22 protein-coding genes are annotated in these 24821 nt (G+C 65.3%); 17 read left to right on the forward strand and 5 right to left on the reverse strand.

The annotated features are described in order from the left end of the window. The first annotated feature begins 12 nt into the window (after positions 1–12). Genes I6F38_RS28035 through nuoB form a run of 7 tightly spaced genes read left to right on the forward strand, consistent with a single transcriptional unit; the run spans position 13 to position 7427 of the window. Entirely contained in the window at positions 13–285 is a 273-nt protein-coding gene (locus I6F38_RS28035) for a helix-turn-helix transcriptional regulator (RefSeq protein WP_225162626.1), read from the forward strand. Next, on the forward strand, positions 282–2297 hold the full coding sequence (gene hyfB / locus I6F38_RS28040) for a hydrogenase 4 subunit B (protein WP_225162627.1): 2016 nt from the start codon (positions 282–284) through the stop codon (positions 2295–2297). The genes I6F38_RS28035 and hyfB overlap by 4 nt, the downstream gene beginning before the upstream one ends. Beyond that, positions 2288–3244 (forward strand): NADH-quinone oxidoreductase subunit H, encoded by a 957-nt coding sequence (locus tag I6F38_RS28045; protein WP_225162628.1) that lies wholly within the window; start codon positions 2288–2290, stop codon positions 3242–3244. Before hyfB ends, I6F38_RS28045 begins: the two co-directional genes overlap by 10 nt. Continuing rightward, a complete protein-coding gene (locus I6F38_RS28050) occupies positions 3244–3906 on the forward strand; it encodes a hydrogenase-4 component E (RefSeq protein WP_016843065.1) in 663 nt (220 codons plus the stop codon). The genes I6F38_RS28045 and I6F38_RS28050 overlap by 1 nt, the downstream gene beginning before the upstream one ends. Further along, on the forward strand, positions 3903–5351 hold the full coding sequence (locus I6F38_RS28055) for a hydrogenase 4 subunit F (protein WP_225162629.1): 1449 nt from the start codon (positions 3903–3905) through the stop codon (positions 5349–5351). The genes I6F38_RS28050 and I6F38_RS28055 overlap by 4 nt, the downstream gene beginning before the upstream one ends. Before the next feature lie 18 nt (positions 5352–5369). Beyond that, positions 5370–6881 (forward strand): NADH-quinone oxidoreductase subunit C, encoded by a 1512-nt coding sequence (locus I6F38_RS28060; protein WP_225162630.1) that lies wholly within the window; start codon positions 5370–5372, stop codon positions 6879–6881. 12 nt (positions 6882–6893) lie between these two features. Continuing rightward, positions 6894–7427: an NADH-quinone oxidoreductase subunit NuoB gene (gene nuoB / locus I6F38_RS28065; protein ID WP_225162631.1), complete on the forward strand. Its 534-nt coding sequence runs from the start codon at positions 6894–6896 to the stop codon at positions 7425–7427. A gap of 49 nt (positions 7428–7476) precedes the next feature. Here nuoB and I6F38_RS28070 read toward each other — a convergent pair whose 3' ends face one another. Then, positions 7477–8487 carry a LacI family DNA-binding transcriptional regulator gene (locus I6F38_RS28070; protein WP_225162632.1) on the reverse strand — a complete coding sequence of 337 codons (1011 nt, stop codon included), beginning with the start codon at positions 8485–8487 and terminating at the stop codon, positions 7477–7479. A gap of 98 nt (positions 8488–8585) precedes the next feature. On the opposite strand from I6F38_RS28070, the gene I6F38_RS28075 reads away from it, so the two are divergent. From I6F38_RS28075 to I6F38_RS28090, 4 genes are all read left to right on the forward strand, one after another. Then, positions 8586–9458: a phytanoyl-CoA dioxygenase family protein gene (locus I6F38_RS28075; protein ID WP_225162633.1), complete on the forward strand. Its 873-nt coding sequence runs from the start codon at positions 8586–8588 to the stop codon at positions 9456–9458. Positions 9459–9584: 126 nt separating this feature from the next. After that, positions 9585–10844: an MFS transporter gene (locus I6F38_RS28080; protein ID WP_225162634.1), complete on the forward strand. Its 1260-nt coding sequence runs from the start codon at positions 9585–9587 to the stop codon at positions 10842–10844. A 90-nt stretch (positions 10845–10934) separates the two neighbouring features. Further along, the gene (locus I6F38_RS28085; protein ID WP_225162635.1) at positions 10935–11777 is read left to right on the forward strand and encodes a sugar phosphate isomerase/epimerase; all 843 of its coding nucleotides are present in this window, start codon (positions 10935–10937) and stop codon (positions 11775–11777) included. Positions 11778–11852: 75 nt separating this feature from the next. After that, complete coding sequence (locus I6F38_RS28090; RefSeq protein WP_225162636.1) at positions 11853–13358, forward strand: hypothetical protein; 1506 nt, start codon at positions 11853–11855, stop codon at positions 13356–13358. Between the two features lie 15 nt (positions 13359–13373). On the opposite strand, the gene I6F38_RS28095 is transcribed toward I6F38_RS28090, so the two are convergent. Then, positions 13374–14159: a division plane positioning ATPase MipZ gene (locus I6F38_RS28095; RefSeq protein ID WP_249794330.1), complete on the reverse strand. Its 786-nt coding sequence runs from the start codon at positions 14157–14159 to the stop codon at positions 13374–13376. Here I6F38_RS28095 and I6F38_RS28100 point away from each other — a divergent pair. Beyond that, entirely contained in the window at positions 14158–14394 is a 237-nt protein-coding gene (locus I6F38_RS28100) for a hypothetical protein (protein WP_225162683.1), read from the forward strand. The two genes, I6F38_RS28095 and I6F38_RS28100, sit on opposite strands and share 2 nt — an antisense overlap. Before the next feature lie 6 nt (positions 14395–14400). Here the strand turns inward: I6F38_RS28100 and I6F38_RS28105 are convergent, their stop codons facing one another. Next, positions 14401–15189, reverse strand: a complete 789-nt coding sequence (locus tag I6F38_RS28105) for a crotonase/enoyl-CoA hydratase family protein (RefSeq protein ID WP_225162638.1) — start codon at positions 15187–15189, stop codon at positions 14401–14403. A gap of 104 nt (positions 15190–15293) precedes the next feature. On the opposite strand from I6F38_RS28105, the gene I6F38_RS28110 reads away from it, so the two are divergent. The 5 genes from I6F38_RS28110 to I6F38_RS28130 all read left to right on the forward strand — a co-directional run bounded on the left by I6F38_RS28110 (position 15294) and on the right by I6F38_RS28130 (position 18941). Beyond that, positions 15294–15863 carry a TetR/AcrR family transcriptional regulator gene (locus tag I6F38_RS28110; protein ID WP_225162639.1) on the forward strand — a complete coding sequence of 190 codons (570 nt, stop codon included), beginning with the start codon at positions 15294–15296 and terminating at the stop codon, positions 15861–15863. 37 nt (positions 15864–15900) lie between these two features. Then, positions 15901–16659, forward strand: coding sequence for an SDR family NAD(P)-dependent oxidoreductase (locus I6F38_RS28115; protein WP_225162640.1), 759 nt, complete (start codon positions 15901–15903; stop codon positions 16657–16659). Positions 16660–16769: 110 nt separating this feature from the next. Beyond that, the gene (locus tag I6F38_RS28120; protein ID WP_225162641.1) at positions 16770–17360 is read left to right on the forward strand and encodes a glutathione S-transferase family protein; all 591 of its coding nucleotides are present in this window, start codon (positions 16770–16772) and stop codon (positions 17358–17360) included. A gap of 3 nt (positions 17361–17363) precedes the next feature. Then, the gene (locus I6F38_RS28125) at positions 17364–17693 is read left to right on the forward strand and encodes a hypothetical protein (RefSeq protein WP_225162642.1); all 330 of its coding nucleotides are present in this window, start codon (positions 17364–17366) and stop codon (positions 17691–17693) included. Between the two features lie 213 nt (positions 17694–17906). After that, the gene (locus I6F38_RS28130; RefSeq protein ID WP_225162643.1) at positions 17907–18941 is read left to right on the forward strand and encodes an LLM class flavin-dependent oxidoreductase; all 1035 of its coding nucleotides are present in this window, start codon (positions 17907–17909) and stop codon (positions 18939–18941) included. 84 nt (positions 18942–19025) lie between these two features. On the opposite strand, the gene I6F38_RS28135 is transcribed toward I6F38_RS28130, so the two are convergent. Beyond that, a complete protein-coding gene (locus I6F38_RS28135) occupies positions 19026–20597 on the reverse strand; it encodes a porin (protein ID WP_225162644.1) in 1572 nt (523 codons plus the stop codon). 740 nt (positions 20598–21337) lie between these two features. Then, positions 21338–24442: a DEAD/DEAH box helicase gene (locus tag I6F38_RS28140; protein WP_225162682.1), complete on the reverse strand. Its 3105-nt coding sequence runs from the start codon at positions 24440–24442 to the stop codon at positions 21338–21340. Positions 24443–24821 lie beyond the last annotated feature (379 nt).

The following is a 24821-nucleotide window of genomic DNA, read 5'->3' on the forward strand; positions in this document are numbered from 1 at the left end:
GGCCATCAATCGATGATCACCGCGGCGCAGCTACGAGCGGCCAGAGCCTTGCTCGGCATCGACCAACGGCAGCTCGCCGAACTGTCCGGACTTTCGGTGCCAACCATCCAGCGGATGGAGGCGAGCGAAGGTACCATTCGCGGCAACGTCGACTCGCTCGTGAAACTGATCGATGCGCTCGGCGCAGCCGGCGTCGAGGTCATCAATGAGGGCGCCGTCAGCAACGGCGGCGGCCGCGGGGTGCGATTGAAGGCCGGATCAGGCTCACCGAAGGTGCAGACATGATCCCGGCGGTCACTCAGCAGATCTGGTGTGTAGCCGCCCTGCTGGGAACGACCGCTCTCGCGATTGCAACGAGCAGATCGCGCCAATCGACAGCCATCGTCTACGGCGCGACTTTCGCGATTTCGCTGATCGCGCTGGCCGGGGCCATGATTTCGCTCATCTCCCGTACCAGCGCGACGGAACTGGCCCTGCCGATCGGGTTGCCCTGGCTGGGATCGCATTTCCGCCTCGATGCGCTCGCCGCATTCTTTCTCGTCGTGGTCAATCTCGGCGGTGCGGCCGCAAGTCTCTATGGCCTCGGTTACGGCAGCCACGAATCCGCGCCGCAGCGCATCCTTCCCTTTTTCCCGGCGTTCCTGGCCGGCATGAATCTCGTCGTGCTCGCCGACGATGCGTTCACCTACCTCTTGTGCTGGGAATTCATGTCGCTCGCGTCGTGGGCGCTCGTCATGGCGCATCACCGTGACGCGGATAACGCCCGCGCAGGCTACGTCTACCTCGTGATGGCAAGCTTCGGAACGCTGGCTCTGTTGCTTGCCTTCGGCCTGCTGGCGGGAGCCGGCGGCAGCTACAGCTTTGCGGCCATCCGCGCTGCCCAGCACACTCCGTCCGAAGCCGCATTGGTGCTCGCGCTGATGCTGCTCGGCGCCGGGTCGAAAGCCGGCCTGATCCCGTTGCACGTGTGGCTGCCGCTGGCTCATCCGGCCGCGCCGAGCCATGTCTCGGCGCTGATGAGCGGCGTGATGACGAAGGTCGCGATCTACGGATTCATCCGGGTCGTGTTCGATCTGCTCGGGCCGCCAAGCTGGTCGGCGGGTGTCGCGGTTCTCATCCTCGGCGGCGCCACGGCCGTCATGGGGATCCTCTACGCGCTGATGGAGAAGGATCTCAAGCGCCTGCTCGCCTACAGCACGATCGAGAACATCGGCGTCATCTTCGCAAGCCTCGGCCTTGCGCTGGCATTTCAGGCGAACGGCCTTGGCCTCGCGGCCGCCCTCGCCTTCACGGCCGCATTATTCCACGTGCTGAACCATTCGTTCTTCAAGAGCCTGTTGTTCTTCGGGGCCGGCGCGGTGCTGACGTCGACCGGCGAACGCGACATGGAGAAGCTGGGCGGCCTGATCCACCGCATGCCGCTCACGAGCTTCGTCTTTCTGGTCGGCTGTGTCGCGATCTCGGCGCTGCCGCCGTTCAACGGGTTCGTGTCGGAATGGCTGATGTTTCAGGCCGTCCTGCAGAGCCCCGACCTGCCGCAATGGCTGCTGAAGATCATGGTGCCCGCGGTCGGCGCCTTGCTGGCGCTGGCCGCGGCGCTCGCCGCCGCATGCTTCGTCAAGGCCTTCGGCATCACGTTCCTCGGCCGCGCGCGGAGCCCGGCCGCGGAAGCCGCCGGCGAAGTCGATCGCTATTCGCTCGCCGCGATGTTCAGCCTCGCCGTGCTCTGTTTCCTCGCCGGCATTCTGCCCGGCCTGGTGATCGACGCGCTTTCGCCGGTTGCGCAGGCCGTGATCGGCCACCGGATGCCGCTCCAGGCGGACGATCCCTGGCTCTCGATCGTGCCGATTGCGGAGAGCCGCAGTTCCTACAACGGATTGCTCGTCTTTGCTTTCATCACCGCCGCGGCGTCGCTCGCGGTGTACTTTATCCATCGCTTTGCGTCGCGCGCGATCCGGCGCGGACCGGCCTGGGGTTGCGGCTTCTCCGACCCGACACCGGCGGCGCAGTATTCCGGCGTGAGCTTTGTGCAGCCGATCCGCCGCGTGTTCGGCACGCTGGTTTTCCAGGCCCGCGAGCATGTCGACATGCCCGCGCCGGGCGAACTGCGGCCGGCCCGCCTCAGGGTCGATATGCACGACCTGGTCTGGGAGCGGCTCTACACACCCGTGACTGAACTCGTGTGGTTCTTCGCCGATCGGCTGAACCAGCTCCAGTTCCTGACCATCCGCCGCTACCTCAGCCTGGTGTTCGCAACCCTCGTCACATTGCTGCTGGCGCTCGCGATATGGTCGTGATCTCGGACATCCTCGTTCAGCTCGGCCAGATGGCGCTTGTGCTGATGCTCGCGCCGCTCCTGACCGGCGTCGTGCGCAAGATCAAGGCCCGGCTGTTGCGGCGGAAAGGGCCGTCGGTCTTCCAGCCCTACCGCGATCTGCTGCGGCTGCTGCGCAAGGAGGTCGTGCTCGCCGAAAACGCGTCCTGGCTGTTCCGTGTCACACCCTATGTGACGTTCGCGGCGATCTGGGTCGCGGCGGCGCTGGTCCCGACATTCGCGACCGGCCTCCAATTCAACTGGAGCGCCGACCTGATCGCGATCGTCGCCCTGCTCGGCAGCGCGCGCTTCTTCCTCGCGCTTGCCGGCATGGACGTCGGCACCAGCTTCGGCGGCATCGGCTCCAGCCGCGAGGTGATGATTGCCGCGCTCGCCGAGCCGGCCATGCTGTTGATGGTGTTCTGCGTCGCGCTGATTGCCGGCTCGACGCAGCTGTCGACGGTCGCGACCTTCATGGCGTCGTCGGAAGTCGGACTGCGCGTCTCGCTCGGCATGGCGATGATCGCCCTCATCATGGTGGCGCTCGCCGAAAATGCGCGCATCCCGGTCGACAACCCGGCGACTCATCTGGAGCTGACCATGGTGCACGAGGCGATGATCCTCGAATATTCCGGGCGTCACCTCGCCATGATCGAGTTCGGCGCCTTCCTCAAGCTGCTGCTCTACATCTCGCTGATCATCTGCGTGTTCTTCCCGTGGCAGATCACCACGGAAGGCGCGGGGCCGCTGTCCTATCTTGTCAGCGTCGCTGTCTACATCCTCAAGCTTGCGGTCGCGAGCTTCCTTCTTGCCGTGTTCGAGACCGCGACGGCCAAGATGCGAGTGTTCCGCGTCCCCGAGTTCCTCGGCGCGGCGCTGATGCTCGGCCTGCTCGGCACGCTGCTTCGGTTCGTGTCACGGGGCTTCTGATGCACAACCTCGCCTTCGACATCGCCCATCTGCTCGCCGGCGGGCTCGTGCTGATCAGCTTCATGATGCTGTACCAGGACCGCCTGTATGCGCTGCTGAACATCTTCGCACTTCATGCCGTGGTGCTCGCAGCTTCCGTCGCCTGGCAGGCCTTCATCCAGAATGCGCCGCATCTCTACGTGACCGCAGCGATCGCACTGGTCTTCAAGGCGATCGTCATCCCGGTGGCGTTGCATCGGATCATCAAGCAGCTCGGCATTCATCGCGATATCGAGACCGCGGTGAGCATCGGTCCGACCATGCTTGCCGGCATGGGGCTCGTCGCCCTGTCCATGGTGCTGATGCTGCGCGTCACCGGCGCCGCCGATCCGCTGGCAAGGGAAGACCTCGCCTTCGCGCTGTCGGTGGTGCTGCTGGGATTGCTCGTCATGGTGACGCGGCGCAACGCCGTCAGCCAGGTCGTCGGCTTCATGTCGCTGGAAAACGGCCTGGTGCTGGCCGCGACCGGTGCCAAGGGCATGCCGCTCGTCGTAGAGATCAGCGTCGCCTTCTCGATCCTGATCGCATTCATCGTGATCGGCGTGTTCCTGTTCCGCATTCGCGAGCGGTTCGACACCGTCGACGTCGGCGCGCTCGATGAATTCAGGGGGGAGCGCCGATGACTGCCGCGTCGGACGCCGTCACCTGGGTCCTGTTGATACCGATCACCGCCGCGGCGGTGCTGGCCGCGCTGCCCGGTTACCGGCTGACCGCGGGCCTCAATGTCCTGGCCAGTCTCGGCACCTTGCTGGCCGCGCTTTCGCTGCTCGTGGTCGAGCGCCCGCAACCCGGCCAGTACCTGCTGATCGACGATCTCAACATCGTCTTCATCGTGCTCAACACCTTCGTGGGATTCACCACGAGCGTATTCAGCGCCAGCTATATCGCCCATGAACTCGAAACCGGACGGCTGACGCCGGGCTATCTGCGATTCTACCATGCCATGTATCAGGTGATGATGTTCGGCATGAACCTCGCATTCGTGTCGAACAATATCGGCCTGATCTGGGTCGCGGTCGAGGTCGCGACGCTCACCACCGTGCTGATGGTCGGCATCTACCGGACCCATGCGGCGCTGGAAGCGGCCTGGAAGTACTTCATCCTCGGCAGCGTCGGCATCGCGCTGGCGCTGTTCGGCACGATCCTGGTGTACATGGCCGCGCTGCCGGTGGTCGGCGAGGGTCAGGACGCCATGGTGTGGACGGTGCTGATCAGCCGTGCGGCGACGTTCGACCCGGCATTGCTCAACGTCGCCTTCATCTTCCTGCTGCTCGGATACGGCACCAAGGTCGGCCTGGCGCCGCTGCACGCCTGGCTTCCGGATGCGCATGCCGAGGGCCCGACCCCGATCTCCGCCGTGCTCTCCGGCCTGCTGCTCAACGTCGCGCTCTACGCGGTGCTCCGCTTCAAGATCCTGCTCGCCGCCAATCCGGATGCGATATCGCCCGGGCCGCTGATGGTGACGATGGGGCTGACCTCGCTGCTGTTCGCGGCCTTCATGCTTTACCGCCGCCGCGACATCAAGCGGCTGTTCGCCTACTCCTCGATCGAGCACATGGGCATCATCGTGTTTGCGTTCGGCATGGGTGGCCCGCTCGCCAACTTTGCCGGCCTGCTGCACATGGTGATGCACAGCCTCACCAAGTCGGGAATCTTCTACGCGGTCGGCCACATTGCGCAGGTGAAGGGCACGCAGCGGATCGCCAACATTCGCGGCCTGACCGAGACGCATCCGGCACTCGGCTGGAGTCTCGTGATCGGCGTGGTCGCGATCGCCGGCCTACCGCCGCTCGGTATCTTCATGAGCGAATTTCTCATCGTCAGCTCCACCTTCGCGCGCCAGCCGCTGCTCGCCATCCCGCTGGTGTTCGGCCTGCTGCTCGCCCTCGGCGCGCTGATCCTGCGGCTGACCAGCCTTGCGTTCGGCGAGCCGCGCGGCAATGCCGCGCCGGCGGATGCGTCCTATTTGCCGATGTTCGCGCATTTCGCGCTGGTGCTGACTGCGGGCATCTACCTTCCGGGACCGCTGGTCGTCTGGTTCCAGCACGTCGCCAACCTGCTGGGTTAGCGCGAGGGAGAACGGGATATGCCGAGGTTGATCGATCTGATCCGGGCGGGCCACAGGATCGAACGGCATCATCCATGGCCGCGCACCGTGGTCGACGGCGATACCTGGCGCGCCGCCGCTCACGCGCTTGCGGATGGCGGCCTGAGCCTGCTCGGGCTGTGGGGTGAGCCGTCGCGCGTGCACATGGCCATCCTCGACGAGCGCACGTCCGATATCGGCGTGATCAGCCTGGATTGTCCCGATCGCCAATTTCCTTCGGTTGCGGCCCATCATCCGCCGGCGCTTCGATTGGAGCGCACCCTGCACGACCTCTTCGGATTGCAGGCGACAGGCACACCGGATTCCCGTCCCTGGCTCGATCACGGCCGTTGGCAAACGCGCTTCCCGCTCGGCGAACGTCTCGATGCGTCGGCGGACGCCGCGCCGTATCAATTCCTTCCGGCCGAGGGGGACAGCCTGCATCAGATCGCAGTCGGTCCGGTGCATGCCGGCATCATCGAGCCCGGGCATTTCCGCTTTACCGCGAGCGGAGAGACGGTCGTCCGCCTCGAGCAGCGGCTCGGCTACACCCACAAGGGTGTCGAAGGGCTGATGACGGGCAGCACGATTGAGCAGGCCGCACGGCTCGCCGGCCGGGTCTCCGGCGACAGCACGGTCGCCTATGGGCTGGCATTCGCGCAAGCCGTCGAGGCCGCGCAGCGGATTGCCGTGCCGCCGCGCGCGCTGTTGCTGCGCGCGCTGATGGCCGAGCTCGAGCGGCTGGCCAATCATCTCGGCGATATCGGCGCGATCTGCAACGATGCGTCGTTTGCGCTGATGCAGGCGCATTGCGCCGTGCTGCGCGAATCCGTGCTGCGCGCGGCCGACGCAGCATTCGGTCACCGCCTGATGCGCGACCTCATCGTTCCCGGCGGCGTCGCGCGCGATATCGCCGGCGATGGAGCCGACACGATCCGGGACGCGCTCGACCAGATCCGCCGGCATTTCCCTGCGCTGGTCGAGCTCTATGACAACACCGCCTCGTTGCAGGACCGCACCGTCAGCACCGGCATCGTTGCTCCAACGCTCGCCCGGCAATTCGCCGCCGGAGGCTATGTCGGGCGCGCGAGCGGCCGCGATCATGACGCCCGACGCAAGCCCGGCTATCTCCCCTATGATGGCCTCCGCTTCGAAGTCCCCGTCCTCAGCGACGGCGACGTCAACGCCCGGGTCTGGATCCGGATCCGCGAGGTTGAGCAGAGTCTTGCGCTGGCGTACCAGGTCCTCATCGGCCTCGAGGCCGGCCCGGTGCAAGTGCCGCTGCACGGTGCGGCAGAGCCTTGCGAGGGCATGGCCCTCGTCGAAGGTTTCCGCGGCGACATCCTGGCCTGGCTGCGCCTGAACGGCGATCGGATCGAGCGATGCCATCTGCGCGATCCGTCGTGGTTTCAGTGGCCGCTGCTCGAGGCGGCCATCGAAGGCAACATCGTGGCGGACTTCCCGCTCTGCAATAAGTCGTTCAACTGCTCCTATTCCGGGCAGGATCTCTGAGGGCTCGAGGCGATGCGCAAACTTCTGTTCCAGAGCCTGTTTCGCCAGCCATTGACGGAGCAGGCGCCGCGCCCGGACGACGCTGCGCTCGCGGAGCTCGCCGCCATGGTCGGCCGCACCGCACGACGACGCCTCGGCCGCAGCCTCTCGATCCGCGAGGTTGATGCAGGCTCCTGCAATGGATGTGAGCTGGAAATACACGCGTTAAGCAATGCGTATTACGACGTCGAACGATTTGGAATCCGGTTCGTCGCCTCGCCCCGTCACGCCGACGTGCTGCTGCTCACGGGTCCGGTCACCAAGAACATGCGTGAGGCGCTGGAGCGCACCTACCGTGCGACGCCAGATCCCAAATGGGTTGTCGCTGCGGGCGATTGCGCAAGGGATGGCGGATGCTTCGCCGGCAGCTACGCCGTGGTTGGCGGGGTCTCCGCGGTTGTTCCGGTCGATCTCCACATTCCGGGTTGCCCGCCTTCGCCGATCGCCATCCTGCGGGGCCTGGTGACCTTGCTCGAGGCGGTCGACGCCGGGGTCGCGACAAGGTGAAAGCACGTAAAGAGACGAGCACCTCCGCCCGCACCGTGGGCGAGGCGCGCTAGCCGCTGTCGCGCAGCACCAGTTCGAAGCCGAGATCGACGCGGCGCTCGCCGCCACGCTCCAGCGTCAGCGTCGCCGCGGTGCGGCCGATCGCGTCGCCGTGCACGCTGATCGTGCTCAGGGTCGGCGAGATCAACTGGCCCATTTCGAGATCGCCAAGCCCGATCACGGCGACCGGCTGCGCCGATGCAGGCCCGTCGCGCAGCAGCCCAGCCTTGCGCAGCCCAGACATGAAGCCGATCGCATGCGCATCGTTGGCGGCGAACACCGCGTCGACACCAGGCAGGCGAGCATGCGCCGCCACGCTGCCGGAATCCTTGCGGTCCAGGATCAACCGGCGCGGCTCGGCAAGGCCGCCGGCCAGCGCCTCGTCCCTGAAGCCGAACCAGCGGCGTGTCCCGCGCGGATCGTCGCCCCCGATGAAGGCGAGCTGCTTGCGGCCCTGCGCGACCAGATGCTTCGCGACGGCGACACCAGCCTTGTAGTTGTCGAAGCCCGCAACCGCGTCGATCGGGTTTGCCGGCAGATCCCAGGTCTCGACGATCGGGATGCGCGCATTGCGCAGCAGGCGGCTGCCCTCCTCGGTCGCCGGCGAGCCGACCATGATGATCGCCTCGGGCCGCCGCGACAGCAGCGCCGCCAGCATGCGGTCCTCGCGCGCCGCGTCATAGCGCGACTGCGCCAGGATCACGGAGAAGCCGAGCGGCTCGAGCTTATCGGACAGGCCCTGCACCGTGTCGGCGAAGATCGAGTTGGCGATGGTCGGTACCAGCACGCCGACCGAATTGGTCCGTGCGCTCGCCAGCGCGCCCGCCACCAGGTTCGGGATATAGCCGAGGTCGCGCATCGCCTGCTCGACCCGCGCCCGGGTCTCCGGGGCGACCAGGTCGGGCATCCGCACCACCCGGCTCACCGTGATCGAGGAAACGCCGGCGCGCTTGGCCACCTCTGAAAGGGTGGGCGCGGCACCGGCCGGGCCGGTCCCGGGGGCGGTCAGTTCGGAGCTCATGGGCGGGAGCCTGCACGATTCCGGGTTGCCAAGCCATGATGTTAGCGCTAGCATCACCTTATGTTAGCGCTAACATGGAACAAAATGGGAGAAACGGCATGATTTCGGACGAACAGGCCCAGGCTTACAAGCGCGACGGGGTGATCGTGGTCCCCGAGGTGCTGAACCAGGAGACCCTGGCGAAGGTGCGCACGGTACTCGCGGAGCTCGTGGCCGGCGCCGCAAGCGTGAGCGAGCACACCGACGTCTACGATCTCGAGCCTGGGCATACGTCTGACAATCCGCGCGTCCGCCGCATCAAGGCGCCGCACAAGGTGCATCCGATCTTCGACGAGATCGTGCGCAGCCCCGCCGTGATCTCGATCCTCACCAAGCTGATCGGCCCCGGCCTTCGCCTGCACGGCTCCAAGCTCAACATGAAGTCGGCGCAATACGGCTCGCCGGTTGAGTGGCATCAGGACTGGGCATTCTATCCGCACACCAATGACGACATCCTCGCGATCGGCGTGCTGCTCGACGATTGCGATATCGAGAACGGTCCGATGCTGGTGACGCCGAGGTCGCACACCGGCGCCACGATGTGGGATCATCACGGCGAGGACGGCCACTTCGCGGGCCTGATCGACCCGGACCAGATTCAGGACGACATCAAGCGCGCGGTGCCCTGCATGGGCAAGGCCGGCAGCATGTCGTTCCATCACGTGCGCGCGCTGCACGGCTCGGCGACCAACACATCGAACCGGCCGCGCAACCTGCTGCTCTATGAAGTGGCCGCCAGCGACGCCTGGCCGCTGATGGGCGTGAAGGACTTCGACGAATTCAACAGCCGCCTGCTGGCGGGTCCGCCGGTGGTCGCGCCGCGGCTCACCGATGTGCCGGTGCGGATGCCGCTGCCGCCGGCCAAGCGACAGGGATCGATCTACGAGACCCAGTCGGCGTCGAAGAAATCCTACTTCACGCGCGCCGCTTAAGACCGACCACAATGCCCGCGGCCAGGCCGCGGGCATTGCTGCTTTCACGAGCACGATCCGCCGCGACAAAAGCGGAGATCGTGCCCGATCAAAACGACCATAAAAACCAAAACAACGGGGAAACGAATGACCGAGATGGCAAGAGATGGCGCTCGCACATCGCGCCTGCGTGTGATCCTGGCCGCAAGCATCGGCTCCGCGCTCGAATGGTACGACTTCTTCCTCTACGGCACCGCAGCGGCGCTGGTGTTCGGCGAATTGTTCTTTCCGAAGAGCGATCCGGTGGTCGGTACGCTGTTGTCGTTCCTGACCTTCGGCGTCGGCTTCGTGGTGCGGCCGTTCGGCGGCCTCTTGTTCGGCATCCTCGGCGATCGCTATGGCCGCAAGCCGGTGCTGGTCTCCACGCTCCTGATGATCGGCATCGGCACCACCGCGATCGGCTTCCTGCCGACTTATGGCCAGATCGGCGTTTGGGCGCCGATCCTCCTGGTCGCGATGCGCGTCATCCAGGGCCTTGGCGCCGGCGCCGAATATGGCGGCGCGGTGATCTATCTGGTCGAGAACGCACCGCCGAAGCATCGCGGCTTCTGGGGCGGCTTCGCGCCGCTCGGCGTCTCCGTCGGCAACCTGCTTGCGGCCGGCGCCTTCGCGCTGGTGACCATGCTGCCGCGCGAGGATTTGATGAGCTGGGGCTGGCGCCTGCCCTTCCTGGCGAGCTTCCTCCTGATCGTGGTCGGCATCTTCGTCCGCATGCGCATCACCGAGACCCCGGTCTACACCGAGGCGGTGGTCGCGCGCGGCAAGGTCGAAAGCAATCCGGCGATGGAAGCGTTGCGCCGACACCCGCGCAACTTCTTCGTCGTGCTCGGCGCCCGCATGGCCGAGAACGGGCTCGGCTATTTCTTCCCGGTGTTTGGGCTGAGCTACGTGATCACCACGCTCGGCGTGCCGAAAGCCGAGGCGCTCAGCGCGCTGATGCTGGCATTCACGGTCGAACTGTTTGCGATCCTCGGCTTTGCGGCATTGTCGGACCGGATCGGGCGGCGGCCGGTCTACATGTTCGGCGCGCTGGCCGGCGTGGCGCTCGCCTTCCCGTTCTTCTGGATGGTCGGCACCAAGGAGTGGATCATGATCGCGCTCGCCTTCATCCTGGCGCGCGCCGTGGTAACGGCGGCGATGTTCGGGCCGCAGGCGGCGTATTTCGCCGAGCTGTTCCCGCCGCAACGCCGCTTCGCGGGCTTTGCCTTCGCCCGCGAGCTCGGCTCGCTGCTGTCGGGCGGCCCGGCACCGTTCGTCGCCACCGCACTGGTCGCGGCCTACGGCACCTGGTGGCCGGTCGCCTGCTACGCGATGTTCCTGTCGGCCTGCACCGTCGTTGCGATCTAGATCGGGCCCGAGACCTACCAGGAGAACATCGCCGCCGACGAAGGCGAACATGCCGAGCTGCCCACGGCGATCCCGGCGCAGGCCTGATCGGTGGCGCAGCAACTGCGCGTCCTGCAGTCGCTCTGGGCGATGGAGCGGCGGCTGGCCGATGAGGGCGAATGGCCGCTGCAAACCCAGCTCGCGATGATCCGCGATGCCGGGTTTGACGGCGCCGGCGTGCGCTTCATCGATCCTGTCTTTGCGCGCGAGGTGACGAGCTTCCTTCGCGCGCATGGCATGATCTGGCAGGCGCAATGCTACCCGAAGAGCCTCGACGACCTGAAACCGGTGCTCGAGCTGGTCGCCCGGCTCGGCGCCGATCATGTCAATTTGCAGCCCGACGTTCGGCCGCGCCGGCTCGCGGATTGCATTCCCCTGCTCGAAGGCTGGCGCCGGCTTGCCGCGGAGGCCGGCGTTGCCGTGCATGTCGAGACCCATCGCGACCGCATGACGACCGACCTGTTCTTCATGCTCGACCTGCTCGACTGCTTTCCCGATCTGCGGCTCACCGCCGATCTCTCGCATTATCTGGTCGGCCGCGAATTCGCCTGGCCGGTCGACGACGTCAACCACGCGATGATCCATCGCATCCTCGACAATGCCTGGGGCATCCATGGCCGCATCGCGAGCCGCGAGCAGGTGCAGGTCTCGCTCGGCTTTCCTCAGCACCAGGGCTGGGTGTCGCTGTTCATGGGCTGGTGGGACTACGGTATCCGCTCCTGGCGGAAACGCGCCGGTCCCGACGCGACCCTGACCTTCCTGTGCGAGCTCGGTCCCCCGCCCTATGCCATCACCGGGCCCGACGGCAGGGAACTGTCCGACCGCTGGCAGGAGGCACTGGTCATGAAGGACATGATACGCGCGCTGTGGGATCGTATCGCGAACGAGCCGTAAGGCGCGGTCCCGCATTGATTCAAACAGGCCGCGGCGGCATCCTGAACGCCACAATCCGGAACGCCGCGAGGACCCGTGCGCGACCGCTGGGCTTATCCGCTTCGATGCCTCGTCGCCGTCTCGGCCATGGCAACCTTCGCGCATACGAAGGCGGCCGCGGCAGAGCCTGCCCTGAATGTCGCGACCCTGCCGCGCGTCGCGACCATCGACCCGCGTTTTCAGTCCTACAACATCGAGATGGTCGAGGTGACCGGCGGACGCTTCTGGAAGCCCTATGCAACCGCCGCCACGCGTCGGCGTTCAGAAACGGAGCGGTTCGCAGCTCGCGCTCCGATCGACCTGCACGATGGCAGGCTGCGCAAGCTCGCCGCCGAGCTCTCCCCTGCCTATCTGCGCGTCAGCGGGACCTGGGCCAACAGCACGTTCCTTGCGGATTCCGAGACGCCACCGGCTGCGCCGCCGGCCGGCTTCAACGGCGTGCTGACGCGACGGCAGTGGCGGGACGTGATCGAGTTCTCGCGCGCCGTCGACGCTCCGATCGTCACGTCCTTTGCGATCAGCGCGGGCACCCGTGACGCTGCAGGGCAATGGAGCCCCGAACAGGCCCGGCACTTTCTTGACTTCTCACAATCGGCCGGCGGCCATATCGCCGCAGCCGAATTCATGAATGAGCCCGATCTGCCGACCATCGGCGGCGCCCCTGACGGCTACGATGCCGCGGCCTACGGCAGGGATTTTGCAGCGTTCCGCGCCTTCATGAAGGACACCGCGCCCGACGTGACGATCCTCGGCCCCGGCACGATCGGCGCCGGCGCTGAGGCCCAAGCGCTGTTCGCCGCCTCGGCAGCCGGCATCGACAGGGTCTCCTACCATCATTATGGCGCGCTGTCGGCCCGATGCGGCGGCGATCGCAAGGCAAGGCAGGCATTGTCGGACGAATGGCTGGCGCGAACCGGCAAGAGCCTCGCCCTCTACGAGACGCTGCGCGACCAGCTTGCACCGGGCAAGCCGATCTGGCTGACCGAGACGGCCGAGACCGCATGCGGCGGCAATCGCCTGGCCGCAACCTTCACCGATACGTTCCGTTATCTCGATCAACTCGGACGGCTGGCCAAGGCCGGCGTTCAGGTGGTGATGCACAACACGCTTGCGGCGAGCGACTATGGGCTGCTGGACGAACGAACCCATCTGCCGCGGCCGAACTATTGGGCTGCACTGCTGTGGCGGCGGTTGATGGGCACCATTGTGCTCGATGCCGGTATCGCGGAGCGTCACGGCTTCCATGTTTATGCGCATTGCGCGCGTGACTTGCCCGACGGAGTGGCCTTGCTCGTCATCAACAATGACCGGCGAACACGGCGCAAGCTCACGCTGTCGGCCGCCTCGCAACGTTACACGCTCGCGAGCGAAAAGCCTGCCGACGGCAACGTTCAGCTCAATGGCGCGACGCTCTTGCTCGGGACCTCTGACAGTATCCCCGCTCTCAACAGCGACGCGGCTGTCGCCGGAACGATCGTCTTCGCACCCAGAACGATCACGTTCCTGATCGTCGCCGACGCCGGCAACGCCAATTGCCGGTAGCGGCCCGATGCCGCCTTACGCCGCGTCGCGGCTGGCGTCGGAGGATTCCGGCGGGCGCGCCACCAGATGGCCGAGCATGATGGCAGTCATCAGCCGCTCCATCTCGAGCCGCGCGGTGACATGCGACATGGTCGGCCGGCTACCGAGTGCGAACTGGCTGACGTCGTCGATCGCCGTCAGTCCGCGCGGGTAGAATTCGCGGAAGATCACGCGTTCGGCCAGGCCATCGACCAGGCGGAAATTCAGCGTCTTGGACAATTCGCTCAAGGCTTCGCCGACCAGGCGCTTGTTGCGTGACCCGAGCGTGGAGAGACGATTGCGCAGCACCACCCACTCGAATGCCGGCTGATCGTGTGCGCTGCGCTGACGCCGCGCTTCCTCCACCATCTTCGAATAGTGGCTGATGCCGGTCACCTTGAACTCGTTCGGATCGACGGTGCCGAGCACGTCGAAATCGAGGAAGCTGTCGTTAAGCGGCGTGATCAACGTGTTCGCCAGCGAATGCGTGAACGTCGTCAGATAGGTGTCGTGGCCGGGACAGTCGATCACGACGAAATCGTGCGACCGGCCGAGCCGCTCGACGATCTCGGCAAGCGCGCTGCGCCCGAGCGTCTCGACCTCGCTGCTCCTGCCGCTCACCGTCTCGAAGCACATATGCGCGGGAACGCCGAGATCCAGAGAGGTTTCCCGCGCCCAGTCGAGCCGGTTCTCGACGTAGTGCGTCAGCGACTTCTGCTTGTTGTCGAGATCGATGGTGGCGACACGCTGACCCGCCTTGATCAGCGCGATGGCGACGTGCATGGCAATTGTCGACTTGCCGGAGCCGCCCTTGTTATTTCCGACAACTACTACTCGTGCGTTTGTCATGGGAATCCATACCGGACGCTTGAGTGAAAGCAGGACGAAACAGAATTTAATGAATGGCTCGAATCTCCCTGATTCGACGAATCTCGACAAGAGCCGCTGCTACATTGTCGTGATCGAAATCAAGAAGCTGCGACATCATTGTCACAGCTTCTTCGAGCACGTATCGTGAACGCAACTAGCGTCCCTGAAACACAGCGGCGCGGCGCTCCACGAAGGACTTGATGCCCTCGGCTGCATCTGATGTGTTGAGCACGCGTTCGCGGATCTGCGGGATGATTGCAATTGCCGCCTGCTCGCCGGCTTCGATGAACTTGCGGGCCGCCTCCTTGGTCACCTGGATTCCAAGCGGCGCATTGCGCGCGATGATCTCCGCGAGCGCCATTGCACGTTCGACCTGCTGGCCCGCCGGCACGACTTCCTGCACGAGACCGATCCGATGCGCCTCGGCGGCGGTGAACTCGTCGCACAGCAACAGGTGATACATCGCATCGCCCCACCCGGCGCGGCTGATATAGCGGAAATGCGCGCCCGCCAGCGGCGCGATGCCGCGCTTGGCTTCCATCTGGCAGAAGCGGCTGTCGTCCGCGGCGATCACGATATCGCCGGCCAGCATCATCTCGATGCCGACGGTGAACACGATACCCTGCACCGCCGTGACGATCGGCTTTCGGCAGCGCTTCGACAACCCGAACGGATCGACGTTGCCCTCCGGCAGCGGCTTGCGCGTCGCCGTCGGACCGAAGAATTTCGGCATGTCGAGACCCGCGGTGAAACTGCCGCCGGCGGCGCAGAGCACGCCGACCCAGAGGCCGTCGTCATTGTCGAGCAGCGTCAGCGCGTCGGAAAGCTCAGCCATCATCTCCGGACTGAAGGCATTCTTCTTCGCGGGATTGTCGATGATGATCTTGAGGATGTGGTCGTGCCGCTCGTGGCGGACCCGCCCTTCGCTCGCGCTGCCGGACATCTGTTCCTCCCTGCTTTGTGATTGGATGATTTCTGGATGATAGTTGTCATCCAGATGCATGATGGTCATAATCCAGAAAGAGAGTCAAACAGGGGCCAGGCGAGATGGGCCATTCCCGGGCCGACAAGGCCAGGAGCCGTGAGCGCATTCTGAACGAGGCTGCAACGCAGATCCGCGACAAGGGTCTCAACGCGCTCAGCATCGGCGGCCTCATGCAGCAGGTGAAGCTGACCCATGGCGGTTTTTATGGGCACTTCGCCTCGCGTTCCGACCTGATCGCCGCGGCTCTGGAACAAGCGCTGCATGCAGGCGAAGCGTCGGCTCACGCGGCGCGCGATCCCGACAAGCCGGGCAATATCAACACACTGGTGCGGAGCTATCTCAGCCGCGCCCATCGCGACTCGCCCAAGTCGGGCTGCGCGATCGGCGCGCTGATCTCGGATGTCGGCCGCGCCGACGCGCAGTGCCGCGCGGTGATGGAGCCGCACATCGAATCCTTCATCGCCAAGGTCGCCGAGACGTTCGGCGACGATGACGACAGCAACGCAATCCTCGCGGTGAGCGCGATGGTCGGGGCGCTGGCGATCTCGCGCGTCCTCACCGACCAGAGGCGGTCCGATGCCGTCCTGCGCACCGTGCGCGACAGCATCGTCGCGATGGCATCCGACGAATGATTTCGCCCGCGCCGCGGGCACCTTGATGGAGCAAGCCATGAACGACCGATCCGCCCTCGAGCCGACCGCCGTACAAGGAAGCGTGCTGATTGCCGGCGTCGGCGCGTCGAACGGCCTCGGCGCCGCGATTGCGCGTCGCTTTGCCGCCGGCGGCTATCCCGTCGCGATCGCCGGCCGCAACGCCGACAAGCTCGCCGCGACGGCGGCCGAGCTGGCCGCAAGCGGCGCGACGGTCGCGCATGTGGTCGGCGACGCCTCCACGGCGGCCGATGTCGCGCGCTTCGTCGCGGCGGCCGAGAAGCTCGCACCGCTCGCGATGGCCGTGCACAATGCAGGCTCCAACCGGCCGGCACCGTTTCTGAAGGTCAGTGAGCAGCGCTTCGAGGAACACTGGCGCGAACACGCGCTCGGCGGTTTCCAGCTCGCACAGGCCGCGATCCCCGCTCTGCTCGCGCGCGGCGGCGGCACGCTGGTGTTCACCGGCGCCAGCGGTTCGCTGCGCGGCAAGGCCAACTACTCACCGTTCGCCGCCGCAAAGGCCGCGCTGCGCGCGCTGGCGCAGAGCGTGGCGCGGGAATTCGGGCCGCAGGGCATCCATGTCGGCCATGTCGTGGTCGATGGCGGGATCGAGGGCGACCGCCTGCTGAGCATGCGTCCACAGTTGAAGGATGAGCGCGGGCCGGATGGCATGCTCAACATCGCGGCCATTGCCGACGCCTATTGGGTGCTGCATCATCAGCATCGCAGCGCCTGGACGCTGGAGCTCGACTTGCGGCCGTGGGCGGAGCAGTTCTGAACGCGCTGCGCCGCCCTCCTCACCCGCGAATATAGGTTGCGATCGGCCGGAATCTTGTCAGCTTATGCGGCAAGGTCCGTCGAGATCGCACCCTGTCCCGGGAGAAGGCCATGTCGCAGCCCACGCCGATCCTGCACCATTTCGATCAATCGCCGTTCTCCGAGAAGATCCGCATCATCTTCGGATTCAAGAAGCTCGCCTGGAGCTCGGTGCGGATCTCGCGGATCATGCCGCGGCCGGACCTGATGCCGATGACCGGCGGCTATCGCCGCACGCCGACGATGCAGATCGGCGCCGACATCTATTGTGACACCCAGATCATCATCCGCGAGCTGGAGCGGCGCTACCCGACGCCGACGCTGTTTCCGGCCGGCAATGCCGGCATGCCCTGGGCGCTCGGCATGTGGGCCGACCGGCCGTTCTTCCAGAACACGGTCAACCTCGTGTTCGGCTTCATCGGCGACAAGGTCCCGCGGGATTTCATCGAGGATCGCGAGAAGTTGCGTGGCGGCAAGTTCGACGTCGCCGCCATGACCGCGGCGCTGCCGCAGATGCGCGACCAGTTCCGCGCCAATATCGACTGGATCGAGGCGCAACTCGGCGACGGCCGGCCGTGGCTGCTCGGCGAGTTCAGCCTCGCGGACGTCAGCGCCTACATGAACGTGTGGTATGCGCGGCAGAGCCTCGCCACGATGGACTAGATCATGAAATCCTTTCCGCGCGTTGTGGCATGGGAGGAGCGCATCCGCGCCATCGGCCACGGCACGCGCACCGAGATGTCATCGGCCGACGCGCTCGAGATCGCGGCGAAGGCGCGGCCGGAGTCGCCTGTGTTCGGCGACCCCACGGATCCGAACGGTCGCAACCCCGGCGACGTCGTTGCCGTGATGCCGGATGACTACGGCAAGATCCCGGTGCGTGGCGAGATCGTCTCGCTGTCGTCGCAACACATCGCGATCCGCCGGTCGGATGAACGCGTCGGCGAGATGGTGGTGCATTTCCCGCGCGCCGGCTTCCTGGTGGTCCCGGGCTGATTGGCGCAGGCTGCTCCGAAGCGGGCCTGGAAACGCTGCGTTTCGCGGCGTGACCTTGCCGGCCCCCTGAACCGGCAATAGTTCCCATCTATCTCCAACCCAAGGCTCCACAGCGCAGGCTTGCGGATCGATCCGCAGCAACCCGACCTTTCGGCCTGCGTGCGATGGGTGGCCCGTGGCGGATGCTCCGCCACGCCGACAACCGGACTGACCATGACGACCTCCGTCGAATTCGGGCTTGATACGTTTGGCGACGTCACCAACGACGCCGCCGGCACGCCGCTGCCCCATGCCCAGGTGATCCGCAACGTCGTCGACGAAGCGGTGCTGGCCGATCAGCTCGGGATCGATTTCATCGGGCTCGGCGAGCACCACCGCGCCGATTTTGCGATCTCCACGCCCGAGACCGTGCTGGCGGCCATCGCCGCGCGCACCCAAAACATCCGCCTCGGCTCGGCGGTGACCGTGCTGAGCTCGGACGATCCGATCCGCGTCTTCCAGCGCTTCGCCACGGTCGACGCGGTCTCGAACGGCCGCGCCGAGGTGATCCTCGGCCGCGGCTCCTTCACCGAGTCGTTCCCGCTGTTTGGCTTCGACCTCAAGCAATACAACGAGCTTTTCGAGGAGAAGCTCGATCTGTTCACCGAACTGCTCAAGCAGGAGCCGGTGACCTGGCAGGGCAAGTTGCGGCCACCGCTCAAGAGCCAGTCGGTCTATCCGCCGGTCGAGCACGGCCGGCTGAAGACCTGGATCGGCGTCGGCGGCAGTCCCGAGTCGGTGGTGCGCGCGGCGCATTACGACCTGCCGCTGATGCTCGCCATCATCGGCGGCGATCCCAAGCGCTTTGCCCCCTATGTCGACCTACACCAGCGCGTCTACCAGCAGTTCGGCCGCGAACCGAAGCCGATCGGCGTGCATTCGCCGGGCTATGTCGCCGAGACGGACGCCCAGGCACGCGAGGAGCTGTGGCCGGACTACAAGGTCATGCGCGACCGTATCGGCAAGGAGCGCGGCTGGCCGCCGATGGGCCGCGACGAGTTCGTGGCCGAGGCCGAGCACGGCTCGCTCTATGTCGGCGCGCCGGAAACCGTTGCCCGCAAGATCGCGGCGACCGTCAAGGTGCTCGGCGCGGCGCGCTTCCAGCTGAAATACTCGGCGGGCCCGCTGCCGCACGACAAGCTGATGAAGAGCATCGAGCTCTATGGCAGCAAGGTGGTGCCGATGGTGCGCGAGCTGCTCGCCGCGTGACGCGCCAGAACCGATATCACAAAGCAAAACCCCCGGCGCTTTCGCGCCGGGGGCTCTGTTAGATCGCAATCAGATCAACCGGTATTACCAGTTGCGCTGAGCGCGGAGCAGCAACATGTAGGTGTTCTGGTCCTTCAGCTCGTACACGGCGGCCGGCTTGCCAATCGCGGCGCTGCCGGGGAACGCGACTGTACCAGCGAAACTCTGGTCCAGACGGGTGTAGGTGAAGTCGGCCGAGAAGGTCAGGTTCTTCACCGGGGTCCACTGGGTCTGCGTGCCGAGCTGCGCGATGCTGTAGTCGGGGTTGCAGGACGTCAGGGCCGAACCAGCACCGAAGAAGTTGCTCAGCGAGCCGCCTACGCCGTTGCCGGCCGGACCGCAGATGTAACCCTTGGACGTGCTGTTGTAGTTAACCTGGGCCCAGGCACCGTAGATGCTGGTGTTCCAGTTCGGGTTCCAGTTGTGCACGTAGGCACCGCGGAAGCCGTAGGTCGTGATCAGCTGCTGCTGACCGCCGGTCACGAAGATCGAGTCCGGCGCAATGCCGAAGCCGATGCTCTGATAGGCGCCCGGAACGCCGGTGCCGCCGAAGATGGTGTTGGCACCAGCCGAACCGGCGAGGTCCTGGATGTTATAGCGGGTTGCACCGTTGGTGTAGACACCCTGCAAGTTGATGGTGTCGCCAGGTCCGGTCGGGATGTTCTTGATCGACAAGGCCAACTGACCAGCCCAGCCCCACTTGTCGTCCGGATGACCGGTCAACTCGGTGCCGCCGTAGTAGGCCACGTGGTTGTTATGCGCGGCGAACGATGCCTGGAACAGACCCCAAGCCTGATCGACGCGCAACATCGCGACGAGATCGGGAGAGATGGTACCAGCGTAGTCGCTGATGCCGAACACGTTGGTGTTGCCGGGAACGCCGAAGTTGACGGGCGCACCGAGGTTGACCACGCCAGCCTGATAGTAGGCCGACTGATCCTGAGCCGACAGAGACAGCGACACGCCGTTGCCGAACTGCGCGGTGTAGGTGAACTGGTTCACGCCAGTGATCGTGCCGCCGCCGCCGACGAGGCCGTCGTAGCTGTTGCCCGGATAGTTGGCCCACGGAGCCGAGAACTGCGAGACCGCCTTACCGATGGTGAAGCCGGCGAACTGGATGAAGGCGTAGTAGACGCCGACCGTACCGCCTGCAACCGCACCGGAGTTGGCGTTGTTCGGAGCCGAAACCGCGCCGATCGGCGAGTAAACGGTCGCGCCGTTGCCCTGACCGGCATAGGTGTCAGAGGTCCAGGAGAAGGTCGCATCGAAGAACGTGCGAACCACGCCGTACTCGGTCGCGGTGCGCGTATCGATGTTCAGGTCTTCACGCGAACGCCAGGTGTAGCCGTTGGTGAAGCGGTTGTTTGCACCACCAGCACCCGAAGTGTTGCCGGTGTGGTCCGAGTTGGTGTTCGCCAGAACGTCGACGCGCAGGTAGCCGCCCAGCTTGATACAAGTGTCGGTGCCCGGGATGTAGTAGAAACCGGGACCATACAGGGAGCAAACCTTCACGTACTCGACCGCTTTGGCCTTGACGGGAAGATCGGCCGCCTGAGCTCCGCCGACCGCGACGAGAGCCGCCGCCGAGCCGAGGATAAGGCTCTTAACCATCTTCATGTTAAACCTCCAAGTTGCTCTATCTCAGGGAAGGTTCCGGATCCGCCGGGTAAAACACCCTCAGGTTGGTTCCCTTGTCCCTTAAATCCCCGCTTAGTCGCTTCGCGTCTTCGGACACACCCGCATGAACGCGAGGGACTTAAGCGAACCACCTAGAACGGGACGACCTCGGGATGCCCCCCTCCGTCGTAGTTCCATATGAGACAGAAGGCCCCCGATCACGCAACAAAAGACCGCTCGGTTTGCGGCGAGTTGCGGCTGTTTTCGGGCAAATGTTGCACAAATATCACGGGCTTTTGAATTGCGGCATTTCCGCAAGCCATTGAAATACAATACGAATATTTCAGTTACCGCTATCGGGCACAAGATTGGGCAACACCGCGCGGAACAGTGTGCAAAACGCGTAGTCCTACTGAGAAAGCGAAAGCCGGAATCGGCTTCGGCAGCGCTGATTCCGGTATCCCGGGCACGACGTTTCGGCCCAAAACGCCGAGATTTGAACAACATAACCCGCCTTGAATAACGTCGACTCGCGCCTGGAGGGGGGCTTTCCGATGGCTCGGAACAGGCCGAATGACGGCGGGCGGTTTGCCACGCATGTGCAGTAACGATGCTACATGTCACTGGGAGGTCAGCGCGCAGAATCGGTCGGTTTGTTCTCCGCAGCCCCGGCGCGCTGAAATATCTCTACTGCGCGCGGCGCACCCGCAAGGCTCGTCTCCGACGGAGCCGCGTCGCGCTCACTCGTCCAAAATATCCAGGAGATCCTCGATCCGCTCGAAAGGCGGCTCGTGTATGTTGTCCGAATAGAACACGCGATCGCCGTCGCGCTGGAGCGAACGTGCTCTGGATTTGGGCAGCCTCCCGGGAAGGAACGTCGCCGCGACGGCCTCCGGGCCGACATCGAGCCTCACGATCCCTCGACGCTTGCAATCGATCCTGAGCCTCGCCGCGGAGAAGAAGTCCCGCCCCGCCGACGGCAGCCTGCCGAAGCGGCGCGAGGTCTCTTCCTCGAGATCCTCCAGATCGTCTTCGCTCCGGCACCTCGCGGCACGGCCATAGATTTCAAGCCGCACGGATTCCGATTGCACATAGCTCCTGGGCAGCAAATCCGCGAGCGGAAGGTTGAGATCGGGCACCCACATATCGGCGGACCGGTCGTTGGTCTTCTCCGAGGCTTGCTTGAGAAGGTGGCTGTAGAGCACCGGACCGAAAACCTGCACGTGGCCGGATTGACGCTCCGAAAGCAGATCCCCGGCGCCTCTGAGGTCGAGATCCCGCTCGCTGATCGCAAAACCGGCTCCCGGTCTGCTGAACTCCTCCAGGACGGCCAAACGCCTCCCGGATTGTTCCGAACTGGATTCGGTCAGCATGTATGCGAAGGCGCGTGTCCCGCCGCGTCCCACCCGGCCTCTGAGCTGGTGGAGCTGCGCCAGACCGAACTTTTCCGGCCAGCAGACCACGATGGTGTTCGCCCTGGGGATGTCGAGACCGCTTTCCACGATGTTGGTCGCCAGGAGGACGTCCGCCTCGCCTTCGACGAAGCTCATCATTCGATCGTCGATTTCGTCGGCGGGTAGCTTGCCATGCAGGCAGACGATGCGGAGCTCCGGGGCCATCGACTGCACGCGCGCCAGCATCGGATCCAGATCCTGGATGCGCGGACAGATCAGAAAGCTTTGCCCGTGACGTCGCTGCTCGCGCAGCAATGCTGCGGCGATGGCGGCGTCCGAGAGCGGAGCGATCTTGGTCGCGACCGGAAGCCGATGAACGGGCGGGGATGCGATCACGCTCAGCTCCCTGAATCCCGCAAGGCCCGCCGCAAGCGTGCGCGGGATCGGCGTGGCACTCATCCACAGCGTATGGGCGCCCTTCGCCAGCCCTGAAAGCTTCGCCTTCTCGGCCGCGCCGAAGTGCTGCTCTTCGTCGACAATGACCAGGCTCAGCTTGGCGAACCTCACGTCCTTCGATGCGATCGCCTGCGTGCCGACCACGACCTTCATCTTGCCGCTTCGCAGGCTCTCCTTGGTCTCCTTCATCTCCGCAGCCGACGTCGCCCGCGACAGGCTTCCCACTTCGATGCCAAGCGGAGCAAACCGCTTGCGGAAGGTTGCGACGTGCTGCCTTGCCAGAACAGTCGTCGGCACGACGACGGCGACCTGCTTGCCCGACAGCGCAACGGCCGCCGCCGCGCGCAACGCCACCTCGGTCTTGCCAAACCCGACGTCGCCGCAGACGACCCGATCCATCGGATGACCGGACGCCAGATCATCCAGCACGTCGTGAATTGCCTTCGCCTGGTCGACGGTTGTGAAATAAGGAAAGCGCGCGACGAACCGCTCATATGCGGGACCGGGAGCGACCAGCTTGGGAGCGCGCCGGCGGCGCCGTTGCGCGATGTGTTTGGCAAGCGCCTTGGCTGCAGTTTGAATTTCCTGCTCCGCCTTGCCACGGCGCGTCCACCACGTACTGCCATCGGCCCTGTCCAATGCCAGCTTGCCGAGCTCCGCGGCATACGGCCAGATCAGCGCAAGATCGGCCGGCGGAACGAGGACGGCGTCATCCCCCGCGAATGCCAGCCTGATCATCTCGCGCGATGATCCCTTCCCCACATCGAAAGTCTGCAAGCCATCGAGCACGGCCAGCCCGCGCTGCAGATGCACGACGACCGCGCCGCGCTCGGGCACGTCGGGATGATCGAAAGCCGAACTCCAGGCTCTGGCCATGGGCTGCGGATGATGCGCCCTGCTGCCGAGCACGTCGGTTGCCGTCACGACGACGAGCGGCTTGCGCCCTGAGCCGATGAAGCCGGTGTCGAAGTCGGCCAGCAGCGCGCCTTCGCCGCCTCGCCCCTTCGCCGCCTCGTTCCAGTCGGCGAAGCGCTCCGCCTTGATCCCGCTCATTCGCTCCATCGCGCGCAGGTCGTCCTCGACCGCCGCGACAAACAGCAGCCGCGATCCGGCGCGCTCGGTGTCGGCGACAAATGCGCGAAGAGCCTTCCGGGACGAGGCGACCTTCGAGAAGTCGGGCGTGGCGGTGAAACCTGCCTTTCGGGGCAGCGAGCTCATCCGTCTGGTCAGCCGTTTCCAGTCAGCGGGCCCCAGATACTCGCGCTCCGCCTCCCTGCGGCCGGCCGCCTCCTTGATCGTGCTCAGCCAGCTATCGGCGTGGCCCGAAACGCCGGCGTCCGCGATCCAGCGCGCGCGCTGACAATAATCCGGCAGCGCCGCCCGCTGTGCCCGCTTGCCGCCCAACGCGATCCGTTCGGACATTGGGTCGATGTGCAGTTCCTCCGCGTCGAACACGACGTCGTGCTCGTCCGGATCGACACCTGCGATTCTGCGGATCACGCCACCGGAATGCTCAATTCTGAACGGCCCCAGCGCGCCCGCGGGAAATACCTCGAACGTCATTCCGTGGAACAGAGCGCTGCCGGGATAATCCGCCTCTTCGTCGAGATCGTATCCCAGAGCTTCCAGACGATCCTTGAGTTCCTGCTCGGAATAGCCCGCCCCCAACTTCAGGCTGATGCTGAGGCGCGCCGAGCTGGCGGGCAACGGCAACCGCTCCATGATCGCCTCGGCCGTCGACACCAGGAAGACCGGCTTCTTGCTCCGGGCGAGGCGCCTCAACACCGAACTGCGCCTCCCGGCGATCTCTCGTGACGGCTCCAGCCCGTCAAAGGGCAAGGTATTCAGCCGCGGGAACACCAGCACCTCGAGCGAGGGATCGAGCGAATGCAGCACGCTGCCCAGGCGCTCGGCCCTGTTCTCGCTTTCCGCAAGGAAAACGATGCCGTCCCGCCCGGCCTTCTTCCATTGCTCGAGAAGATGGAGCGCCAGCATGCCGAGCGGTGAGGAAGACGAGATCCCGGAACGCGCCGATCCCTTGCTTTTCTTCTTCGCGCCAGCAGCAGCGCGGGCCTTCTTGGTATTCGCCACGTCAGATCCGTCGTTATGTCGTGATTACGATCGCCCGTTGACCTGGATCTCCGGGCGACTCGGGGCTTGTCGCCCGCCGCCATGGAAACCAAAGCGGCACAGATTTCCAGCTAGCCGGCCCAATCCGCCCGAAATGGCGGCGGGGGCCGGTCGGCAAAAATCGATTCCTCTCTTGAAATCAACGGCTTGCTTGCTGGCTGGGGCGGGAGGGATCGAACCTCCGAATGGCGGAATCAAAATCCGCGAGGATTTCAAAAGATATCAACGCCCGTTCTGAATTCTA

This window comes from Bradyrhizobium sp. BRP56 (assembly GCF_020194035.1).
Lineage (GTDB): Bacteria > Pseudomonadota > Alphaproteobacteria > Rhizobiales > Xanthobacteraceae > Bradyrhizobium > Bradyrhizobium australafricanum.